Below are 22,340 nucleotides of genomic sequence, written 5' to 3'. Positions count from 1 at the left end.
AGCAGTCGAAATTAAACGCATCTTAAAAAACGTATTTTTAACACAATGTAAGTTAGTGCCTGTAGCATTCGTACCAGTACCAGGTACACCTTACCGACGAGTTACAAGAGCAAAATTATTTGTACAAGGCTATATTCGTAAAAATATTGAATATGCAAATAACGAATGTAATGGAGTTCTATATGATCGTATTGCAAATGTTCCATTTTCTGGTTTTGCAGATCTGACAGAAGGTGATTTTCTATCATTAGCTTTAGTAGCTTCTTCTTCGGACACTACTTCTCATTTTATAAATCCTAAAAACGGTGATTTACCACGTCTAGACAAATATTTCTTTGAAAATGCAGTTTTTTATAACGAACAACCATATTGTGAATTAGTAAGCGCTCAATTTTTTGAATTAGACTTTTCACCTTGTTCTACAGACCTAAACGAACCATTTGATACGCTTCGTGAAAAAATTGTACTAGATCTTACTTTAAAAGTTTTACAAGTACAACAAGTACAAGTAGCACTATAAAAATAAAAAGAAATTGTCTTTATTAAAAAGACAATTTCTTTTTATTTTTATACAACATATATAATGATGACATGGTCACATACAAAAAAAATTTTGAATTTCATCAGACGGGGGGATGGTGATGAAAAATCCATGGATTGGTAAGGGAATATGGGATGAAATTTACAAGTATAAAAACCTGAATATACAAGATAATTCACACGAAAAAAGAGGAAAAAAAGAACAAGTACCACCTGAATTAAAGGGAGAAGATGTAGCATCAAAATTAGAGAAAGAAGGTCAAGCGTCTGGATCACAAATAGGGCCTTTAATACACTCACTGGTGGTCAAAACTCCATTTTCTATTTTTTCGGAAGTAACTAGTTTTAAAATATTCCCAAAAATAAATGTAAAAAATCAAGAAGCATTTGTATTTAGGAATGAAAAAGGTGTAAAAGGGCGTGAATTAGATTGTAAGTTATTAAATACAGTGCAACAATATCATTCGGATAGTTATTGTAAATTAGTTTCTTTAAATCTTCATGAGAAGAGAGTTCATTTTGAATTATATAACCCAAAAAATAAAGGGAATAAAGAAGAGAATAAGGTAGAGGCATCTTCATGGATTCCTATTCACAGTATAATATTAGAGAGTGAAAATGGGGAAGATGTATATAATTTTATTACAGCGAAACTACCAATAGAAATAGGAAGATATAAAGGTGAAATTAGTTTACGAGAAAAGGTTGTATTTAAAGAAAAAGTCATAGGAATAAAAGAGATTGAACAGGAGATTATTTTGACAAAAAACGAATTTTTAATACCAAAGGTAAAAAAGAATGGGCAAAATACACTTACAGTTGAAAAAGGGAGCTTATTGGTAGAAGGATATATATATCAATGTATTCAATACATATCAGAAAAAAGTACACTTCATGATAATGAGCATCAGTTAATACAAAATATTGTATTGGAGTTAATCATTCAAGTAATACAAGAACAAGAAGTACAAGTGCGAATTAAATAAAAATAATTATATTCCCTCGATTAGCTGATTATTTTTATTCGTAGTGTATCGATGGGTATTCTTTTGTAAATCATTCAGTGCTGCAAACTATTTGTTAAATGGTTTATCCTTGATAAATTCAATTTTACATTGTTACTAAATAGTAGGAACCTCCTCTGGTTTATGTTTTAAAAAAGTGCTAACGTATAACATATTGAGAATAAACGAGTATTTAGTTTTATTATGAGTATTAAAGTAAACAGAATAACCTTAGAATTAATTCAGAATAATATGAGATAGATCTAAAGAATTAGTTGCGACAATATACTAAGGTTATTCTGAACTTATTCTTATCTTTAATTCATTGATAGAACTAGATTCCATAGAATATTTAAAAGCTTAGATTTATGTTGAAGTTCTTCTGGTAAGGAAATCTTGATTCAATTATGAATCAGATTCCGTTGCCAGGACGGCAGTTACTCCAATTTCTCACATATTGCACACTCTCAACATCCATTCATCATTCCAATACATTTAAATATTAATCTATTTAAAAACAGAAAATTTTAAAACCATAGTGATTAGCATATATCACATGCCTATAATGGGGATTATGATAAACCATGGAGAATTGTTTAAAGAGTTAAGCAATTATGACTTTTGTTTTTGGGATGCTTTTAACGATAGTCCTCTTCCTTCACTACCATTAAAAATAAAATAATTTGAAATAATTATTTTTATTTCAGTATATCCAAAATCATTCGTTAAAAATGAGTTTAAAGTAACCAACAATTGTAGGAATCTAAAATTTTCATTTATAATCCACAAGAGAGGGTCTTTATATACCAATTATAGAAGGATTCAAATTATGTATTTTTTACATAATAAAATCAAATTTTAAACGAATAATAAATAGCTTTTAAAGCTTAACTTAAGTATGTAAAAAAATAAAAGTTCAACAATGCAAAATTGCTGAACTTTTATTCCTTATTCTTTCCTATTCTGCCTAAACTATCTTTAATAGTTGTTTCCCCAAGTTGTGTATATAGCAAAGCTGTATCTTGACTCGTATGTCCAAGTTGTTGCATGACTTGTAATGAGTCTTTCTCTTCCATATATAATTTATTTGCCAATGTATGTCTTAATTTATGAGGAGACATTCTTTTTCCATAAGCTTTAGTATATTTTTCTACTATATCTTGGATAGCCCTAACTGAAAGAGGCTGTGCAGTATGTTTATATTTTGATAGAAACACATTTTTCAATTCTTTCCCTGGAGCGTATTTGTTATCTCGAATTTCCATATATTTTTCAAGATCATTTAATGCAATTGGGGTAATCCATACAGAATCTTCTTTGTTTCCTTTTCGTATTACATCAATGAGTCTTTCTTTTAAGTTTATATCTTCCATACGAAGATCCGCCAATTCACTTACACGAATGCCACTGCCAAGAAAAAGCGAGAGGATTGCTACGTCGCGATCTTTATCTCTTAGGAAATAGAACAACTGATGTTTTGTTAAAGATTTTTCGTGCTCATACTTAACGTAATTTAAAAACTCTTGATCATCATTATTATGAAATATTTTAGATCTCATACGTTTTGCACGAGCATTTAATGTTTCTTTATCTTTATGTATTTCGATTTTAGCCATTACATTTCTATAAAAATAACATTCTCCATCTTCATTCTCTGATAGGGAGGTAAGGTATTTAAATAAGGATTTTAAGGCTGAAATTTTCCTGTTAACAGAAGAATTCTGCATGTTCTGTTGTAGTTTTAGAAATCTCATAAAGTTCTCAACATCTTTTTTCTTTAAATTCTCCAAATCAGCGAAGGATATGTCTTTAATGGATTTTAATTCAATAACTTGTTCAGATAATAGCCAATTAAAGAAGACTCTAAAATCATATACATAATTCAGTAGGGTGGAGGGAGAGGCGTCATGCAATTCTTTGTACTCCACAAATTCTTCTATGTAAAAGGGCATTTCGTTTAGATTTTCGTATAATTTTTTACGATGTACGGATTTTTGACGTTGCTTGCTGTAGTCCATAAAAATCACCTCATATATAATATAACAGAAAACAGAAACGAACACAAGTTCGCGTTAAATTCAATTTTTACACAAACTTATTTACATAATTAAATTATGGAATACTAAAATATGCTCAAAACTGAATGGTATGTGTAGTTAGTCAAATGAAAATTATAGCTAACTAAATGATAAATTTGTATAAGACCATAAAAATTAGTGCAAAAACTACATATAAATGTATGTAAAATAAAACAATTTTTATATATAAATTCATACAAAAAATCAATATATGAAAACAGTTTAAAATTCGTTATCTAACATGAATTGGTTAATTTAATCATGATTATAAGGAGTTAAATAGATCAACATAAGAAAAACTTTTATAAATTTAAATGTAATTTACTATAAAATTTTGCAAGGAGTAATTTAGTATTTGATAATTTCTATATAAAATATGAATTATATGGACACATACCAATATGCGGAGATTAATGCTTACGAGCTCGAAATCCCTAAACACTGTATTAGATTTTTATTTATACATCTTATTGTTCGTAAAATTGGTATTTCGTGCGAAATTGTACGATGTTTGTTTTACCTCCTCCTTTTAAAACCTTTATGTTCATCTAACAGAAGTTTTTACGAGAAAGTAATTTTTCAATCTATAAATTATCCACTTATTAATATCAGGATTGATATATGATTTTTAATATAGATCTACCAGTATTTTAATATTTCAGCACCGAATATAGAACATTAATTCATTAAGGCTAAATAGACTGTTTTTTCTTTAAAACTTATTTAATTATATAGTAATTATGATATTTTTTTATGTTATAAGTATTTTATATCATTCTTGTCTTAAATAAACATCTAAGGCAAGTTAAATTTATTGTACATATAAAACGCTTCTATCTCAAAAAGATAAGAATTCTTTTCTTTTTGAGATATAAATCCTCATTCTTACTAAGAATACAAGTTATGTGAACTGATTATATATTTTATTTTCTTAACTGATAGATTAAACCCCTATAACATTCCACAATATTTTTTGTTTACAAATTGATGCTCGCATTCTACTAAATAGTACGTTTATAGATGTTTTTTCACTCAAATGTTCCTTGTTAATGCTCAAAAGTATTCTGTTTCTCAACTGGTAATATATAACTATTCCCCCTATTGTTTATGTAGCTGTTTCCGTAAATTATTTCCACTCCGCCCTGCCCCGACTCTACTTGCACGACATTTACTAAAGTAAGTCGTGCTGCTAGGCCAATAGAAGCTTATATTTTCATTATTAGCTACCAATATGAATGATTCACTGCAGAACGTTACAAGGAATCCTATTGGATATGATACGGCCTTAATCAGGAAATTTACGGGTTCAAATACATTTACAATATTACAACATTAGGGATACTTTGAAACAAGAGAAAAAGAAGAAAATCCATGCTATATATAGGATAACTACTCTGTCATGCTCTTCACCTTACGTTGTATTTCTTCATATATGAGGTGCACAGCCTGGAAAATGTATGTTAAAAAATCGTTTACAAAAAAGACGATTCTTCTTTATCTAAAGAATCGTCTTTTCATTTCCAATGAATTTTCTTAAAGTTTGATGTAAAACAGTTTGTTAGCCCAATTCCATTGCTTAATTTTTCTTGTTTCTTTTTTTGATAAGGTGCCCCTAGAATATCATTTCATTTAGAAAACTTTGTAATAGAGACTTAAGTCATATAGTATCCTCTTGCTTTTATAATAACTTTATTGATCACCACGTTGTTTCCAATTTAATAAATTATTATAAACATCTTGATTAATCCTAGTTGCTGAATTTGGACATCCACCATATGCATGAATTCCTACCGCATAATGTTGGCCATTAGGTGCATCAATCCATACGGGACTACCACTATGGCCCCCCATAGTATCAATATTGTAATAAATTTTTCTCTCATTAACGTTTGTTATCGTATCATACATAAACCATTGAGTATTAGGCTTATCTCCTGGATACCCTGATAAATTAGTTTTTACATTTCTTAACTGAGAATCTTGATATATTGCAAAACCAAAATAACCAGTCGTATCCCCAATGTGATTTGGTAAAATTATTGCACCATAATCGTAATTAGGATCATGCTTTTCTGTCCAGCCTTTAACAGAAGAAAGATTTGAGCTAGTTATTTCTCCATAAGGTTCCTCAGTACCATTTCTTCCTAATATAACTGTTATAGATGTATTCCATTTGTTTAAATCTGTGCTATATACACAATGTCCAGCAGTTATGACTGTACCTTTACCATTTAACCAACCAGTTGCACGAGCTCTAGCACCATCAGCACGAGTTATAATTAATTGGCATATAGCTCTCCATGGGTATATTTTTGTGTTTAAGATTTGAGAACGTTCATCTGAACCACAAATAGTTTCAGGTACTAGTCCTTCCAACTGTTCAATAGTAGGTAAGCTATCTATTTCTTCTCTACTTAAACCACTATTCCGCACTTGTGAACTCGTGCTATTTCCAGATTCCATCCCTTCCAATTGCTCAATAGTAGGCAAATCACTTAGATCTTCCACGTTTTTTGTATCAGCAAAATAGCTAGCTTGCCCTAAAGCTTGTCCACCTATGCTCCCCTCGGATACATAAACATCTGTACTCTCTCCATCAACTTTATTTACGATTTGAGAATTTTCATCTTGATTCATTAGATATTACACCCCGTTTATTGTTTTTAAAAACATTATAATAATTTTGATCCTGTTGATTTTTAGATTGAAAAAAATGCTATTTTTATTCCTACACTTCATCTTTTATACTTCACATTATGATGAATAGATTTTCTATGATATAAAATTTCACATATTTAATCACATTAGAGAACCATTATGTTTTTAAGTACACATGACCATATTTCTGATAAAAGTCTAAACACATCATTTATACTTGTTTTTCGGAAACATTCTGTATCCTGTTATTAAATTAAGCAAGCCAATACTTCAGCTTTATTCTTTCGCTAAATCTAACAAACCATTACCTACTAAACGCTTAGATTCAGTAAGAGCTGTTGTTCGTTTAATCAATTGTGCATAAATTTCATCCTCTGACAATGTTCTACCAAATTCATTTTCGCTTTCACAATGTTTAATAATTAATGCTGCCCCACCTGATATATGCGGAGTTGCCATTGAAGTTCCTTTTAAAGTTGCATAGCCTCCACCTTTATAAGTCGACAAAATCCCTACTCCAGGTCCAACTAAATCTACATTTTTATTTGATTCACTGAAAACAGCTATTTTTTTATTTAAATCAACAGCACCGACCTCTACAACCTCCTGATATGCTCCTGGGTAACTTAACTCATCAGTATTTTGGTTATTATCCCCACCATTACCAGCTGCACAAACAACTAATACATCATTATTGACTGCATTTATCACAGCTTGATGTAGTTCTGGAACATCTTGAGGACCTCCTAATGACATAGAAATAACTCTTACTTTTTCTCCATTAGGACCTCTCCAGTTTACTGCGTAATTTATGCCATTTATTATCCATTCATAAGCACCTGAACCTCTCGGACCTCCCAGCACTTTAACAATAAGTAGCTTAGCTTGTGGAGCAACTCCTAAAACACCTTGATTATTTTCTGTAGCAGCAATCGTTCCTGCTACATGTGTTCCATGACCATTCATATCAGTATAATTATTTGGATCACTATTGTTATCAGTAGTAAAATTTCTTCCTCCAATAATGCGGTCCTTTAAATCTACATGGTCAATTTGACAGCCTGTATCTAGAACTGCAACCACAACATCTTTTCCTTTTTCACTTTTTCCCCATGCTGCCGGAGCATTTATTAGTTTTACACCTTCAGGTATTTCACGAATTTCACTAACAACTTCCAACACATCAAAAGGGATTAAACCTACCTCGTTACTCTTTACATCATTTGAATTATTTTGACCCATATCTTCACCTCATGTAATAAACTTTGATTGCTTTTACACAATCAAAGTTTATTCTGTGTATATATTCCATTAAATATACGGCTTATTTACAAATGGTATTCAAGACTATCGAACTGATAATCTGCTAAATTTTATGATAATATAGGTCATAGAAACGATTCTAACTATAAAAGGACGATATTCTTAAAGAAGAACTGATTCTATTTGTAAAAAATTAAGAATTACTAATACGTGGTATACCAAATAATCGTAAAGAAGTTCATTCTGTTGAAAATTTGTTTACAAAACAAGGAATGGATTTAATTAATCCTGCAACAAATTTCATTTTAGAACAAAAATAATGTAAAAAAATACATCTTGTTATTAAAACAAAAGTGCTATTTATTTTTACGTTTCAAGAAAAATACGAGTGTATAATTGATAGATCTATATAATTCTTGGACTTTTCTTCATCTGACTGCACATCTTTCAATACATCATTAACATTCAACGCTAACCTGATGCGAATACATGAGGAATATATATAATTTGACTGAATATAATAGTACTGCCAATCATTAATCCTATTCGCACTGCCACGGGTGCGTATTTTTTTACTTGCTTTTTGAACAAGCTCTATATAGTATTCACTCAATAGTTGTCATCCTCTTAGTTTTAATAGAAATCAGTAACCGTAAATATGTTGTAGTCCCTCGCGACTTGCTCGAGCTATTTTCTTTGAAAAACATGGTGAATTACGAGAAAGAGCGCTACAAGTGCTCTAAATCTCTTAATAAATGCAATTAGTGTGTGGAATACTGTTTATTTAAGTAGCGCAATAAATGTTTTGAAGAAAAAAGAAAAATTTGAGGAAGAACTATTAAAACACATTTATCAATTAGGATGGGAACACATTAACTTCCCAGGAGAATACCGATTTAGTAAAAAAGAAATTGCACCATTAGACTCTCTACGACCATTACAGATAACTTAGTAGTAAGAAACCGATTTCTCTTAGCATACAGGAAATCGGCTTTTTCTATGTGAAAAATTGCTTAGCGAAACGTTATCAAGACCTAAATTATAAAAATCCCTAAAAATAAAGGAGAGCACATATTAAACATGACTAATATATTCTCTCCTTTTATTCCATTAAAGCGCCCTTTAACGGAATAATCAGAGTAGCTTCTATTAACCAGCTTAGTTTAAAACTTAATTTTCTTTTTAGCTAGTTTATTTGGAGTCTCTATTACCTTTGTTAAACTTTACATTATTAAGCCAAAATACGAACGCCTCTGTATTAAAACAAACTCCATAGATTTTATTGCCTTCCTCATCTTCGGCAGCTACTACCCAATAAGGATGATTGTTTTCTCTGTCATATAACCATTTATCAAAATCTCTTTGTAATTGACGAATCTTTCTCCCTACTTTTGCAGGACAACGTATATATTCAGTATCCTCTTCGTACATAAATTCGACTTTCACGATCATAATATATTTTCCTATTTTGATTTTCTGAAATTTAACATAAATACCAAATTTGCTTTAAAGGTTTTGCTAAATTAAATGGCCGTTAACATAAAGAAAGAGCGTAATTCTTGCTGCAGAATTGCGCCCTTTAGATAAATAACTTTTTGTATAAAAATATTATAATTCCACAAATAATAGCTAGTCCTGCCAATGAAAATACATAAAAAAAAGGGGAAATAGTCATGCTAAACGCTACTTCATTTTGAAGAAAGTCTGCTTTCCCCCATTTACTTGCTATATCTGGCTTATAGTATTTGTTTTCACATAACCGACTACCATCGTGTAAACTATACAAACCAAATGAATGATTATCGAACCAATAAATGCTTGAAGCACTATCTTCAAGTTACCACTCCCTTCTACAATCTAAAATTCTAATTTTATTATACAAGGTTCTTCTACAATATGACCCTTTAATTGAATAATACAGCTAGGATTTAAGGGTTAAAAGAAAAACCCTATAGTTAATACAGGATTTCATCAAACTTTGTTTTAAATTACCACTCTTTTTTATTAATTATCAAACTTTATTTTAAATCCACACAAATGGTTTGAATGTGCGATTTTCAATCACTTTCGAGGACAATGGGTGGAAGTTTGGAAGGTGAATCAAATCAAAAATATGAATGTATGAAAATATTAAAAATTATATATTCATCATAAACCTTAATATTCATGTTAGACTTCACCCAATTATGTATAGACAATCATCTAAAAGTTATACAGTCAAATATAGTATTAGGAATATTTGTAAAAATTCACACAACTTCGAGAATATATACTCATTTAGGAGTGATTAAAATGTTCAGATATGATTGGTCTAATTACAGAAAGCCTCCAGTTTATTACCATCCATATCCTGTATCTTTTAGATTACCAGAATATGGACAGTGGCTGTCGCCTACTCCCTGTCGAAACAGTACATTTCCATACGTTCAAATACCAAGTGCAGGAGGTCTATTAACGCCCCAGGAGGACGGTGCTCCTTTTGACGATGCTGAGACGTGGACTGTGAATGCTTCAAGTGGGGGTGATCTGGTTTCTGTAGCTGCCCACGAATTTGGACATTCGCTCGGATTGGACCACTCTAATGTCCCAGAGAGTCTTATGTTTCCCTCATATAGTGGCGTCCAGCGATTTCTACCACAGGATGATATCGAAGGCATTCAGCGTATCTCTGGTAGACGACCATCAGCATGGCAACCAGCATTGAGTCCAACTGCTATTGCTCGTACACAAAACAACCTCGACCTCTTCGTTGTGGGCAACGACGGTCGTGTTTACACCAGTTGGTGGCAGGCGGGCTCGGACTGGTCCGGGATCAACAATAACTGGCGATCCATCGGTGGGTTCTTCCCAGTGGGCGCTCCTGTGAGCGCGGTGGCTCGTACACAAAACAACCTCGATCTCTTCGTTGTAGGCAACGACGGTCGTGTTTACACCAGTTGGTGGCAGGCGGGCTCGGACTGGTCTGGGATCAACAATAACTGGCGATCCATCGGTGGGTTTTTCCCGGTGGGCGCTCCTGTGAGCGCAGTGGCTCGTACACCAAACATCCTCGACCTCTTCGTTGTGGGCAACGATGGTCGTGTTTACACCAGTTGGTGGCAGGCGGGCTCGGACTGGTCCGGGATCAACAATAACTGGCGATCCATCGGTGGTTTTTTCCCAGTGGGCACTCCTGTGAGCGCGGTGGCTCGTACACAAAACAACCTCGATCTCTTCGTTTTAGGCAACGACGGTCGTGTTTACACCAGTTGGTGGCAGGCGGGCTCGGACTGGTCCGGGATCAACAATAACTGGCGATCCATCGGTGGGTTCTTCCCAGTGGGCGCTCCTGTGAGCGCGGTGGCTCGTACACAAAACAACCTCGATCTCTTCGTTTTAGGCAACGACGGTCGTGTCTACACCAGTTGGTGGCAGGCGGGCTCAGACTGGTCCGGGATCAACAATAACTGGCGATCCATCGGTGGGTTTTTCCCGGTGGGCGCTCCTGTGAGCGCGGTGGCTCGTACACAAAACAACCTCGACCTCTTCGTTTTAGGCAACGACGGTCGTGTTTACACCAGTTGGTGGCAGGCGGGCTCGGACTGGTCCGGGATCAACAATAACTGGCGATCCATCGGTGGGTTCTTCCCGGTGGGCGCTCCTGTGAGCGCGGTGGCTCGTACACAAAACAACCTCGACCTCTTCGTTTTAGGCAACGACGGTCGTGTCTACACCAGTTGGTGGCAGGCGGGCTCGGACTGGTCCGGGATCAACAATAACTGGCGATCCATCGGTGGGTTCTTCCCAGTGGGTCGATCTGGTGATCTCCGTATTGAACCTCGTGATGAGATAGTGTCAGAAAATAAAGATTTATAACGTTAAGGAATTTCCAATATTAAAAGCCCGATTTTTCAGCATTAAAATTGAAAAATTGGGCTTTTTTCGTTACTTCATAAACTGGCACGATTGTTGAACATGCAGGGAACGGAGTGCTATTAGAATTTTTTATAAACCTCTGCGTTACAATACTTCCAGGATGAATAGTAAAAGAACGGATCAGATCTTTTTTAAACAGTTCATCAATTGCTACACTAAAAAGAGAAACAGCTGTTTTAGCTAGGCCTTACGTAATCTACTTATCGTAATGGCTTTGATTGAAATTTGGGTCATCAAAGTGAAAAGGAGAGTACCGATGTGCTCTAGAAGAGAGATGAACTACTCTAACTCATGCATCTCTATTTTTTTATTTAGTAAATCTTTATCCTAAACTTGCATTGCTTCTGATTGTATTTTTTGATGTAGTTATGTCAATGGCCTCTACTTTTCTAACATTATATATTGAATTATCGAATTTCTTTACGTATTCCCTTTCCGTTCATATCACCCACCACTCTCTGTACTAATAGGAAGTAATTTGTATAATTCCTCCTTATGTTAACTAAAATACTTATTGTTTATATCTTTTTATTGTTATATAATATTTAATGTCTTTACTTATATGCGATTAAGATATATCGGAATTAGAAAAAGGGATCTTTCGAGATTCCTTTTTCTATTTAAAATAAAAAAGCAGCAGATTCGCTACCTATCCATATTTCTCTCCTCACAGTGATTCCTTTATATTATATCCTACCCTTTTAAATCTATTTATTAAAATGTATAATTATAATTGACTACTAACATTTTGAATCGAGGTGACAATCATGAGGAGTTTTGGTTCATTATTGATCTCTACTATCTGTTCAACAATCCTTTTAGTTTGGAATTCCTTTTCTTTCTATACTGGATTCACAGCAGGACATACATACTACTGGGTCAACGGAATCATAGCCTTGGTTTTCCTTCTATTCTTTATCCTAAACATGCGAGATATTATCAAGAAAAACTACAGAACATTAGGACAATAGGGGTTGATACATATGTGGAAAAAGATTAATAATTATAAGTTTCATCTAAAAGATTTGAAATTTATGACTTGGTTATTTCCAATTGTTGGTTTATTATACGCTTATGAATTCTTCTCTGGTCTAATGTTCCACCATGAGGTTCGTTGGCTCAAGTTAATATGCATGACAATAATGATTATAGGATTTATAGATATTAGAAAGAAGCTGAAAAACAAAGATTATAGAGGCGCATGAATCAACAAAAATCCTTGAACTCATTTTCAAGTCTTTACATTATATTTCAGGACTTACTTAATTAAAGCATTATCAGGAGAATCTGCAGTTCTGCAGGTTTTTTTGTAAGTAAAAAAGCATCCTATTTAGATACGCGCCATTCTCTTTATTCTATATAATAACAATGCCTAACACGATGTAACCTATTTCTTATGTCCTCTTATAAAGAACTTTACGACTTACACCAGTAACATCACATATCTTCTTAAATGTATATCCATTTTCTTCACGATTAGCAAGCAGCTCTAAAGCGTGCTCCATTATACGTCACTTTGTTTAGCAAGGTCTATCCCTTCTCGTTAGCGCATCTTAATTTTGTGTTCGTTTGTTTTGTAATATTAACAACAAACAAGACGCCTCCCAGATCAAGGAAGCGCCTCCGATAATTTCTATAAACTTGATCAAACTTATTTATCCTCACATTATTTATTTCTTTGCTTCCATACCCCATTGTCTTTACGATAAGTATTCTTACCATCCATGAAGTCAGCCGTATTACCCGGAATGCTATATTTCTTATTCTTTTTCTTAGCCTTCTTCTTCAGCCTTTTCTCTTCTTGAATAGCTTGCAAATCCGCCTTCCATTGTTTCAACAAATCCTTTTCATGTCGCATCGAATTTGTACCCCTTGGATTAAAATGTGAACCAAATAATTAGATTCTACCTATTTATATAGATATCCTCCAATCCAATGTACCAAATTATGTTTTTCCTTTTAAATAGACCAACAATATATTAAAATATCCTATATATCCAAGGAGGTTTGTCATGCTCAACTTCCATAAAGAATTACCCCTATTAGGATTCTTTTTATTTTTATACAGTTTCATCTGTACCGTCTTTTTATTACTATTTCTTAGCGTGTAGTAACAATGCAATGCGTATAAATATATGTTTAATGTGTAAATTCTATAAAAGAAGTAAAAAAGCACTTCTTTTAGATGATTAATATATACTATATATTAATATTGAATAGCTTTATTGATAGACTTTCTAAATCAATAAATATACTAGCTGAAGCCGATCTATACCCGATATTCTTTCCTATAGCTTTAATAGTAATCTCCACTAAATGAAGTTGCACAACATCTTTTTCAAAATTTTTATCTTTAACCTTTTCAACTATTGCTACATTATCCACTTCTTTAAAAGTTTTCAGCAATGTTGTTTCTAACAGGAGTCACCTTATCAAAAAAAGAAGATTTTAAATTAGGTGTTTTTGTTGCATGAACATAGAAATTGAGTTAGATATATATAAATGAGATGCTCCCATTTTTTCGGTTTAGGGGTATCTCATTTTCTTATCCTGATGGCGGTGTTACCGTATCCCTTTAATAGATTATGTGTTTGGCTTAAGCATTTTTCATACTTCACTTAATTCAAATCGTTTTTTTCTTTTGTGTACATATCATCCACTTTACAAAACGCTTGATTCACATCATAATCTATGACATCTAATCTTAGTGCATTTTTTATCTCATTGGTAAACAAAGCACTCGCTTTTTTCATGCCTTTTCTAGTTTTTGCGTTGCTTCTTATTCTGCGAAAGTTCCTTCTAATGGTATAAATTCGATTCTGTCAATAAGAATAGGACCACCACTATTATTACGAAGCTCGAAACTGAACTCTGGTTCACCTGTAGTTATATTGAAAGGTACATCTGCCAATTTAAAAGCGGTATATGTTAACTCACCAGAATATGTAGCAGCAAGATTTATATTTGCAGTTGCTGCCCAACGGCCAGTCCATTTCCCTACAAATAATTGTGCGCTGGATGAAGTTGCATAACGAATTCTAATTCGATAGTTCTTCCACACTTCTCTTGTCATATTCATGCGTACTTGAATATCTGAAGTAGACGGAACTCCAGGTAACTTTACTAAATCACCGCCTGTACTCCCGGGACCTTTTATAACAGTTGCACTATTTGTCAATATCCGTGCTTTTACCGCTGGAATACAACTACTTTTTGTTGCATGAATGATATTTAATGTTTTTAAATTTTCGTGTAACCAACCCATTCCCCATGTTCCAATACCCCATCCACTATAATATCCAGAGAAATTATCGTCTATCGCATTTACATATGAAAAGCGATGATAGGCGATAGTTGCAGAGAGATTATAGAAAGTTGACTGTGCGAGGTGGCTATAACATTGGCCAGCAAAAAAAGGACCAGAGCTATACGTTTTGAAAGTCAAAGAACACGGAACCATGCCTAACCTTAAATCAACGCCATTTATATACTCACCTGGAATGTTTTTTACAGATCTATATGCTTCTTTAGATATAGGTGCAAATCCATCTTCAAAGGTACTAGTTGAACCTACCGTTTTAAGTGTATTGATTACGCCATCATACTGATCTAGTTTTGTATTCGTTGAACTAGATGAATATGTTTTCTGATAAATAGCTAAGTTTGTTAGAAATGAGACGAGATGCGGTGAACGATCAACAGCAGTCTCCATAACCTCCCAACTCTTCCAATCTCCTCCGTGAGTACTACTCCCATATCTACCGTATGCTGTTGAATACACTTCTCGTGAAAGTTCTAGGTCTACACCCTCTGGATTCGTATATACCTCTGGATCAAATGTTGGCCATAGAGCGACTAAATCTAATACCATAATCGTCATGTCTCTTCGGAAATCATTCCACACATTCCACTGAAGTACTTTTTTATAAAAGTTTGTGGAGCCATTTGCATATGGATTTAAGTATGGATATTTATTATAATCTTTTGGATTAATGGCCCCCATTAAACTTTTTGTTTTTTCTAAGCCTGTATTATACGTACGTACACAATGATCTGTATATATTTGTGTGTTTTCTTTGAGATCCTTATAATAGTTTGCCACTGTAGTTTTGTCTAAATCCCATTGATATCCAAACTTAGCAACATCTCGTAAAAAGGCTAAATGAAGATTGGCCGCTTCTCCATACGCGACTAACTGCTGAACTTCATACCCACCCACTGCCAATGTTGGCATTGTAGCTTCAAATTGACCATGGACTGTAGTCACCCAACGTTTCACTTCATCTTTAAGCGCCGAATTTGTAGGGTCCAAAGCTAAATCGTCAAGTGCCTCTTGGTATTCGTTGAGTACGTTTTCTAACCCTCTTACGGATGCTATTGCATCATTTCGAGCATAGGTTGACAGTTCTTCAGCGATGAGTATTTCTACCGCTTTCATAAAATTATCCCATTCTTCTTGGGAATTTTTTTGTCTCCAAAGGTAAGTGAATATGGATTTAATAACGCCCCCTGCTTTCGAAAGGGTACCTTTATTTGCTTGATAAAGGGTTCTAATTACCTGAAAAGATGTATTCATAGCAGTTAACACAACACTCTGTTGCGCTACATATTCTCCCTGTTTGCTCATGTTCATAATATCTCTATAATCTATATCTCCACATTCTGAACAAGGTACCTCCGTAATTTCATTATTGTTTTTATTCATACATAAACCTCCCTTATATATTGTGTATGTTTGATGACAACATATTTGATATTTTCTTCTTGTAGCTTTCACAACTAGCTCTTAAAAGCTAGTTGTATGATGTTCTATCACAGAATTCCCTTATACAGTAGCGAATATTTTCACTCTAAAAGGTTTAGTAGCCCCTGACTTATATACAATATACACGCCAGCATCTCTTTTGACTGATCCAGTATAGCCATTTCGAATCCCACCGTATAGAATTTTATCTGCACCACTCGATATATCGTCAACTACATCAAAAACTATATTAGGAATATCCCCGGGTGCTAATGGTGAGTCAACTTCGAAATAATAATTTGTTGCGTTGGAAGGAGCTCTATCTAAATCAAAATTGTCACTGGAACGACTTGATTGCCCAGGCAGAGGTCCTGGTAATGAAACCTCAGATATAAAAATTACTCTTGCCATATTGTATTCCCTCTTTCTCTATAAAATAGATTTTAATAGGTCACATAAAGCAGAATACGGCTCCATACAATCCCTTCATGTTTCAAAATAATTGTATGGAGCCGTATTGTGAAGCATTTTGAAATAAGTGCGTTCCCGTAAAAAGAAGAAGATTTTCTCCCTAATTTTACACAGGTGTGACTTGAGAATGCTAAACGTTTAATTTTGTTCTAGAATTGAATATGTTGGTAGAGATGCCACGCTTAATTTTAATACTGTATCAACAGGAATATTCCCTTATTTTGAAGAAAAACCATATATTTCTCCGTCATCCCCCTTTACTTTGACCGTAACAATATAGGAAATACTTCCTATCAAACATTTAATGTGACGTCTACGAGCCCACTATATTCTACTGTAATCGTTTTCTGACTAGTCTAGCTAGCTGGTTTAAAAAGAATAACGTTTTTTGGTACTTTTGGTGTAATAAATATGTCTTAGTTACCGATATGTGTATCAACCGGTCTGTGCTTCTGTACGAGCTTTTTTGATGCTTTCACGCATCGTAATATCCAGGAACCTGTCTATTAGGCAGTGCATTCTACTAGATTCCCGGATATTACGACAAACAAAATCCCGTCCTATTAACTTTATAAAGACACTTTTACAAATATAATCCCTTATAGCTTCTATAGATTATCAACTTTTTCATAATATTTATCAGAGTTTTTTTATATTCAAATTTCTGTAACATCTTTATATAACGTTTTAATATATTACGTGTTAAACTTAAAATATTCCAAGAAGTCCTTTACTTTTAGAATCGACAATTCTTCAATACCCTTAGTCTTGCCCTGCATCCCCTGCAGGGCTTTTATCATTTAGCTAGAGTTGATATAGGTTTCTTCAACCTTATCTGTGCTGTTATTTATACCTCTAGCTCTAAAATTCTTTATGATCCACAAGATTTTCTTTCGTTCGCATTCATCTCTCTGCTATTCATCCGTTATTTTCCATCCTTAATAATCCTTTTATTGATCCATAACTTTATCCTTAGTTAGATTTCCAATAACAACCTCTATTTTCCTAAAATTCAATCAAATCTTTATAAATTTTTAACGAGTATTAATTGATAGGAATCCCACAGCACAAAATGGAATTTATTCTCAAAAGTTATTAATTATTCTATCTGTCAAACTATTAGTTTATCTCTGCTTCATATTTTAATTGTCTTTTAACCACGATCAAACAAATAAAATACACAAATAGGTAAGGAGCATTAGTATGATTATACAAGAAAAATTATCTTTTTCAGATCTAGATTCATTAGATTCAACTACCGACTCCATAATGGATGCGTTTAAAGATCTTTATGGAATACTTCCTGATGAAATTGCAGTAAATAATGAGACGTTTCCAATTCATAATAAGCCTGCTATTACTGAACGTTATGATCATGCTTGTTATAAAATGCTGGGACCTTTTATATTTCGAGATCCTGAAAAACCTTCAATAAATGAAATAACCCTAAAGGAACAATTTGTATGTAATCCTAATAATGAAGAAAAAGAGATTGTAGTGACCATAGAAGAACAATGGGTAAATATACAATCTTGGACTTCGAAATCTATTACAGGTTTAACTTTAAAATCAGATCTCATCATTGCAGGTAAATTTCAATCGGGTAATGTATTTAATATTTCAACTTTTGTAGGCGAAAGTAATTCAAAATCAATTCATATCTCTCCTTCAATTGAACATTCTATTAAAGTGCCTCCAAATAGTAAAATCAAAATAGCAATGATAGGAACATTAATTACTGAGGTTCTACATTTCCAATCAATTATAACAGTACAAGGCATGTTAGGTGCATGTTTTCCAAGTATGGTTCGTGGACATTATGTTGGGTTTAAAAGTGCCGGTCACATCCTAAATAAAACATTTGGAGTAATTGAAGGATCGATTAACAATACAGTACTTCAGGATATTGAAATGGATATTAAAGGGATAGAACCTTATTCCTATAAACAAAAAGTGATCAAGTAGTAAAGTTGAAAAACAAAAAAAATATACTGTTTTTTGATTCTATATCATATATAGATCAATAGAATAAGGAAACGGAAAAATCTATGGCTAATCGTACTTCAAAATCACTGAATGGGGGAAAATCAATTGTCAAACAAAAATGATTTAAGTTTTTTCATTATTAGATTAGTATTAGGGTTAACTTTTTTTGCTCATGGACTCACAAAATTTCAAGATGGCATTCATAATATGGAAAATTTCTTCAACAGCCTAGGAATATTCGATTGGCTTGCATATCCAGTAGCAATTCTTGAACTAGTGGGTGGAATTTTAGTTATTCTGGGGCTTGGTACACGAATTATTTCAACCTTATTTTCTTTACTTATAGCCGGAGCTATTATTACTGTGAAATTTGATCAAGGATTTATAGGAGGGTATGAATTTGATTTATTATTATTGGCTGTTTCTTTATTTTTTGTAGTAAATAACAGCCAACCTATATCATTAGATAAACTCCTATCGAATCGTAATAATAAACAACAACAAACTCTATAAACATAAAGTTTCTCCTTAACACGTAAATTTTTATTTTGCGAAGAAGCTTATTTATATGAATTACTCAATTTAGATCCGAAAAAAATAAAAAGAATCCCTTATATTTTGAAAAAGTTTTTTCAAAATATAAGGGATTTATAATTTACTTTTAAATTATTGTATAAAAGGACTTCAACTTTTGGTTACATAAATACCTTCTTATCTTTTTTAAAACGCTCTGTATGCATTTTCTCAGTTGTTAATACCACTTTCTGTGGAATCTTATATAATGGTAGTTTATCTTTACAGAACTCTCTTAATCGCTTTCTAAATTCACTTACACTTTCATTTGTACTTAATTTAACCACAGCCTTAACCATTTGCCCTGTGATTGCATTTTTTTCACCAACAACAGCAACCTCCTCTACTCCATCCATTACCTGTATTACATTTTCAACTTCAGCTGGAAATACTTTTTCTCCGCCAATATTTATAATCTCTGATTTTCTTCCTAAAATTTTAATATAATCTTCATCTACTTCCACCATATCTCCTGTCATAAGCCAGCCATCTTGAGTAAATGGACTTGGAGCATTAATATAGCCAATCATTGTAGACATTGATTTGATCTGCAACATTCCATCCACTACTCTTGACTCAATATTCTTATCGCTTAGTTTGATCCACAAAGAATCATTCGATTTAGATTGCGAATATAAAACTCCATATTCTGACAACCCATACATTTGTGTAATTTTAACATGAGGGAATATTTCGTTTATTTTACTTAGTGTAGCCTCAGGCATAACTTCTGATCCATAAGAAATGGTCTGCAAACTATTTAAATTATACTTTTTATAAACCTCACTCAGTATAAGTAAATTTATAAAAGTTGGTGATGCGGGTAGAGCTTGTACTTGATGTTTCTCAATCATGTTACATACTCGATTAGGGGTACGATCATCAATAATTACCAAACACCCTGAGCTGGAAATAATTTGGAAGAGAGTATTAACTCCCCCAATGTGATCAAATAACATAAATGGTATAACACGTTTTGCACTCCTTGCGACACTGTACTTCTTTTGAAGTAATGTAAAATCATGTACAATTGCTTTACTACGTCCGGTTGTACCAGATGAAAACAATACTAATCCTGGATGTTTTAACTTTTTCAGTTGTAATAATAATTCATTTTGAATGTAATCCCTTTGTATATTGATTATTTCAAAGCTTGCCCTTTCAACTTTAATTACATTTTCTAATTCAACTATTTCATAGTATTCTTTCTTCTTACTGTCAACCAATGAATTTAATATCGGTACTACAGTACATCCTAATTCAATAAGTGCTAAAAACATTGCTATAGAGTATGGAGAATAATCCGCTTCCAAAGAGACTATTGTATAATCCATCTTTCTATGTTCATTTAACTCCCTTGTATAAATCTTTATTTGATTTAGAAACCACTCATATGTGTAAGTTTTATCCTCCCAAACAATAGCTTCGCATTCTTTATTCATTTCAAATCTTTCAAATAAAAAATCAATATGCATACCTAACCTCCTTTTAAATTTTCTCCTTTAATATTTTGTCATGTCAGTGATTTTAATTGTTCCTGGCATTCTAAAATATACGCAACTAATGTTTCTATTGTTTTGAATGGGCTATTATGTTGCGACATTGTATCTAAATTAACCAAATCAACTGATAAACCCAATTCGTCTTCCAAGCCTTGTTCAATACTTACCAGTAAAGATACCAATCCTAACGAATCTAAATACCCTTCCCAATCATAAAGATGTGCTTTCACTCCTTTTTCAAGATCAATTTTATTTTCAAGATTTTCATTCACTTCTTCAACACAGCACAATACGATTTGAATAATTTTTTCTTTATTTGTATCTTCCAAGTAAATACACTCCTTTTTATGAATCATCTTTTTACTATGAAGAGTTCCTTTCAGCAACTCTAGTACTGTATAACATGAACACTAAATACACTTCTTCTACTGATAAAGTTTGTCAGTATACGTAGTAACCTTACTCTCCTTCTCTCAATTATCTTTTCCCTATTAAGATTGAAGACTATAATTATGTTGCAGAAGAAATAAAATATTCTCATGTAAGACACACTCTCTATTAATAATATCCATCATTATCAAATTAAAAGATTCGAGATCACTTAAGTTACTATCTTTTTTTAATAATTTAATATGTGCAATCTTATACAGTCTTTCCCATGATTGTTTTATATCCATTAACTCACTAGTAATATGAATAAATTTATCTTTAAATAACTCGTTCATGTCTATAAGTAAGTCATATAAAAAATATCTACTCCATCTCATATCAAATAAACATTTCAAATACAAAGGGAACATATTTCTTTGTTTATGAAAATCTTCATTTATATTTTCTTTAAGTTCCAGGGCTGCAATCTTACCAAAATAATATATCTTATTGTTTTTTTGCATAATTAAACCTCGAACATACTCACTTGATATTTTTTTTAGTGTTCTTAAAAAAATATCTCCAAGATTTTCCACGCTTATTTTTTCTTGTATAATTACATCAATTGATGAGTAAGGTGAAATCCTTTCTATACCTTTTGCTTGAGCCAATTCAGGTATAGCTTTTCCTCCTTTCCAAAAAGAATGGAACTCCTCCATTGATATCTCACCCATAAATTTATTAGGAACTGGATCTTGAACAAATACTTTATCTTCTGTAAGTTTGTTAATTGCGAGGTAATGGTCTGTAACATATTTATCCGTATGGACATCTATATGACTTTTTATAAATTTGGGGTTCAAATAATCATTACTATATGGTAGAAAAAAGGTGCTTCCTAAGGCAATAAATACTTCTTGACGATTCAAACATTCTTTTATATATTGAAGCCCCTTTTCGAAATTAGAATATACATGTTTCTCCATACGAAATGTTTGATTATATTCTAACAACTGTGTATATCTTGCTACAGAAGGTATCGATGTGATAGTATCCATACGATATGATGGTATACTATATAACTCTTCATTCGCTATTAAACTCATGTAACTAACGCTACCCATACTTTTTAATTTATCGTGAAGAATTGGTATATAGCATGAATAATAATAAGGGACATCAAAAGTTGGAATTAATTCTTTCATTTTCACTACAGCACTCACCCCATATTTATTTT

18 protein-coding genes and 2 pseudogenes are annotated in these 22,340 nt (G+C 32.7%); 8 read left to right on the top strand and 12 right to left on the bottom strand.

Going from position 1 to position 22,340, the window contains the following annotated elements; translation table 11 throughout:
• Together ACS2FK_RS26045 and ACS2FK_RS26040 are read left to right on the top strand one after the other, a co-directional pair.
• Positions 1-520 (top strand): CsxC family protein (locus tag ACS2FK_RS26045; RefSeq protein WP_438899873.1); only part of this gene is annotated, 520 nt, incomplete at its 5' end.
• A gap of 121 nt (positions 521-641) precedes the next feature.
• Positions 642-1,526 (top strand): BC_2427 family protein, encoded by an 885-nt coding sequence (locus ACS2FK_RS26040; protein ID WP_063550013.1) that lies wholly within the window; start codon positions 642-644, stop codon positions 1,524-1,526.
• Between the two features lie 959 nt (positions 1,527-2,485).
• On the opposite strand, the gene xerS is transcribed toward ACS2FK_RS26040, so the two are convergent.
• From xerS to ACS2FK_RS26025, 3 genes are all read right to left on the bottom strand, one after another.
• Positions 2,486-3,562, bottom strand: a complete 1,077-nt coding sequence (gene xerS, locus ACS2FK_RS26035) for a tyrosine recombinase XerS (RefSeq protein ID WP_063550011.1) — start codon at positions 3,560-3,562, stop codon at positions 2,486-2,488.
• A gap of 1,749 nt (positions 3,563-5,311) precedes the next feature.
• Entirely contained in the window at positions 5,312-6,259 is a 948-nt protein-coding gene (locus ACS2FK_RS26030) for a trypsin-like serine peptidase (RefSeq protein ID WP_198147837.1), read from the bottom strand.
• A 297-nt stretch (positions 6,260-6,556) separates the two neighbouring features.
• Positions 6,557-7,522 (bottom strand): S8 family peptidase, encoded by a 966-nt coding sequence (locus tag ACS2FK_RS26025; protein WP_063550009.1) that lies wholly within the window; start codon positions 7,520-7,522, stop codon positions 6,557-6,559.
• 698 nt (positions 7,523-8,220) lie between these two features.
• Between ACS2FK_RS26025 and ACS2FK_RS26020 the strand changes: the two are divergent.
• Positions 8,221-8,495: pseudogene (locus ACS2FK_RS26020) on the top strand (Tn3 family transposase); the annotation flags it as partial.
• Positions 8,496-8,734: 239 nt separating this feature from the next.
• Here the strand turns inward: ACS2FK_RS26020 and ACS2FK_RS26015 are convergent.
• On the bottom strand, positions 8,735-8,995 hold the full coding sequence (locus ACS2FK_RS26015; RefSeq protein ID WP_063550007.1) for a hypothetical protein: 261 nt from the start codon (positions 8,993-8,995) through the stop codon (positions 8,735-8,737).
• 714 nt (positions 8,996-9,709) lie between these two features.
• Between ACS2FK_RS26015 and ACS2FK_RS26010 the strand changes: the two genes are divergently transcribed.
• The 3 genes from ACS2FK_RS26010 to ACS2FK_RS26000 all read left to right on the top strand — a co-directional run bounded on the left by ACS2FK_RS26010 (position 9,710) and on the right by ACS2FK_RS26000 (position 12,663).
• Positions 9,710-11,398: a matrixin family metalloprotease gene (locus ACS2FK_RS26010; protein WP_080469967.1), complete on the top strand. Its 1,689-nt coding sequence runs from the start codon at positions 9,710-9,712 to the stop codon at positions 11,396-11,398.
• A gap of 827 nt (positions 11,399-12,225) precedes the next feature.
• Complete coding sequence (locus tag ACS2FK_RS26005; RefSeq protein ID WP_080018679.1) at positions 12,226-12,429, top strand: hypothetical protein; 204 nt, start codon at positions 12,226-12,228, stop codon at positions 12,427-12,429.
• Positions 12,430-12,441: 12 nt separating this feature from the next.
• The gene (locus tag ACS2FK_RS26000; protein ID WP_063550003.1) at positions 12,442-12,663 is read left to right on the top strand and encodes a hypothetical protein; all 222 of its coding nucleotides are present in this window, start codon (positions 12,442-12,444) and stop codon (positions 12,661-12,663) included.
• A gap of 189 nt (positions 12,664-12,852) precedes the next feature.
• Here ACS2FK_RS26000 and ACS2FK_RS25995 read toward each other — a convergent pair.
• The 5 genes and pseudogenes from ACS2FK_RS25995 to ACS2FK_RS25975 form a co-directional block, all read right to left on the bottom strand.
• Positions 12,853-12,963: pseudogene (locus ACS2FK_RS25995) on the bottom strand (recombinase family protein); the annotation flags it as partial.
• A gap of 161 nt (positions 12,964-13,124) precedes the next feature.
• Complete coding sequence (locus tag ACS2FK_RS25990; protein WP_001215520.1) at positions 13,125-13,316, bottom strand: hypothetical protein; 192 nt, start codon at positions 13,314-13,316, stop codon at positions 13,125-13,127.
• A 341-nt stretch (positions 13,317-13,657) separates the two neighbouring features.
• Positions 13,658-13,879 (bottom strand): hypothetical protein, encoded by a 222-nt coding sequence (locus tag ACS2FK_RS25985; RefSeq protein WP_063550001.1) that lies wholly within the window; start codon positions 13,877-13,879, stop codon positions 13,658-13,660.
• A gap of 358 nt (positions 13,880-14,237) precedes the next feature.
• Positions 14,238-16,163 carry an insecticidal delta-endotoxin Cry8Ea1 family protein gene (locus ACS2FK_RS25980; protein ID WP_063549999.1) on the bottom strand — a complete coding sequence of 642 codons (1,926 nt, stop codon included), beginning with the start codon at positions 16,161-16,163 and terminating at the stop codon, positions 14,238-14,240.
• A gap of 120 nt (positions 16,164-16,283) precedes the next feature.
• Complete coding sequence (locus ACS2FK_RS25975; protein ID WP_063549997.1) at positions 16,284-16,613, bottom strand: hypothetical protein; 330 nt, start codon at positions 16,611-16,613, stop codon at positions 16,284-16,286.
• Positions 16,614-17,876: 1,263 nt separating this feature from the next.
• Here ACS2FK_RS25975 and ACS2FK_RS25970 point away from each other — a divergent pair.
• Both ACS2FK_RS25970 and ACS2FK_RS25965 read left to right on the top strand, forming a co-directional pair.
• Positions 17,877-18,638: a hypothetical protein gene (locus ACS2FK_RS25970; protein ID WP_063549995.1), complete on the top strand. Its 762-nt coding sequence runs from the start codon at positions 17,877-17,879 to the stop codon at positions 18,636-18,638.
• Positions 18,639-18,764: 126 nt separating this feature from the next.
• Positions 18,765-19,172: a DoxX family protein gene (locus tag ACS2FK_RS25965; RefSeq protein WP_063549993.1), complete on the top strand. Its 408-nt coding sequence runs from the start codon at positions 18,765-18,767 to the stop codon at positions 19,170-19,172.
• 182 nt (positions 19,173-19,354) lie between these two features.
• On the opposite strand, the gene ACS2FK_RS25960 is transcribed toward ACS2FK_RS25965, so the two are convergent.
• The 3 genes from ACS2FK_RS25960 to ACS2FK_RS25950 form a co-directional block, all read right to left on the bottom strand.
• A complete protein-coding gene (locus ACS2FK_RS25960) occupies positions 19,355-20,707 on the bottom strand; it encodes an ANL family adenylate-forming protein (protein ID WP_063549991.1) in 1,353 nt (450 codons plus the stop codon).
• Positions 20,708-20,745: 38 nt separating this feature from the next.
• Complete coding sequence (locus tag ACS2FK_RS25955; protein ID WP_000390268.1) at positions 20,746-21,063, bottom strand: hypothetical protein; 318 nt, start codon at positions 21,061-21,063, stop codon at positions 20,746-20,748.
• Positions 21,064-21,225: 162 nt separating this feature from the next.
• Positions 21,226-22,314, bottom strand: coding sequence for a hypothetical protein (locus ACS2FK_RS25950; RefSeq protein ID WP_063549989.1), 1,089 nt, complete (start codon positions 22,312-22,314; stop codon positions 21,226-21,228).
• Between the last annotated feature and the right edge of the window lie 26 nt (positions 22,315-22,340).

The sequence above is a fragment of the Bacillus cereus group sp. BceL220 genome (genome assembly GCF_051776965.1).
Taxonomy (GTDB): domain Bacteria; phylum Bacillota; class Bacilli; order Bacillales; family Bacillaceae_G; genus Bacillus_A; species Bacillus_A cereus.
Note: the sequence above shows the minus strand (reverse complement) of the source record. Positions and strands in the feature narration are given on the sequence as shown.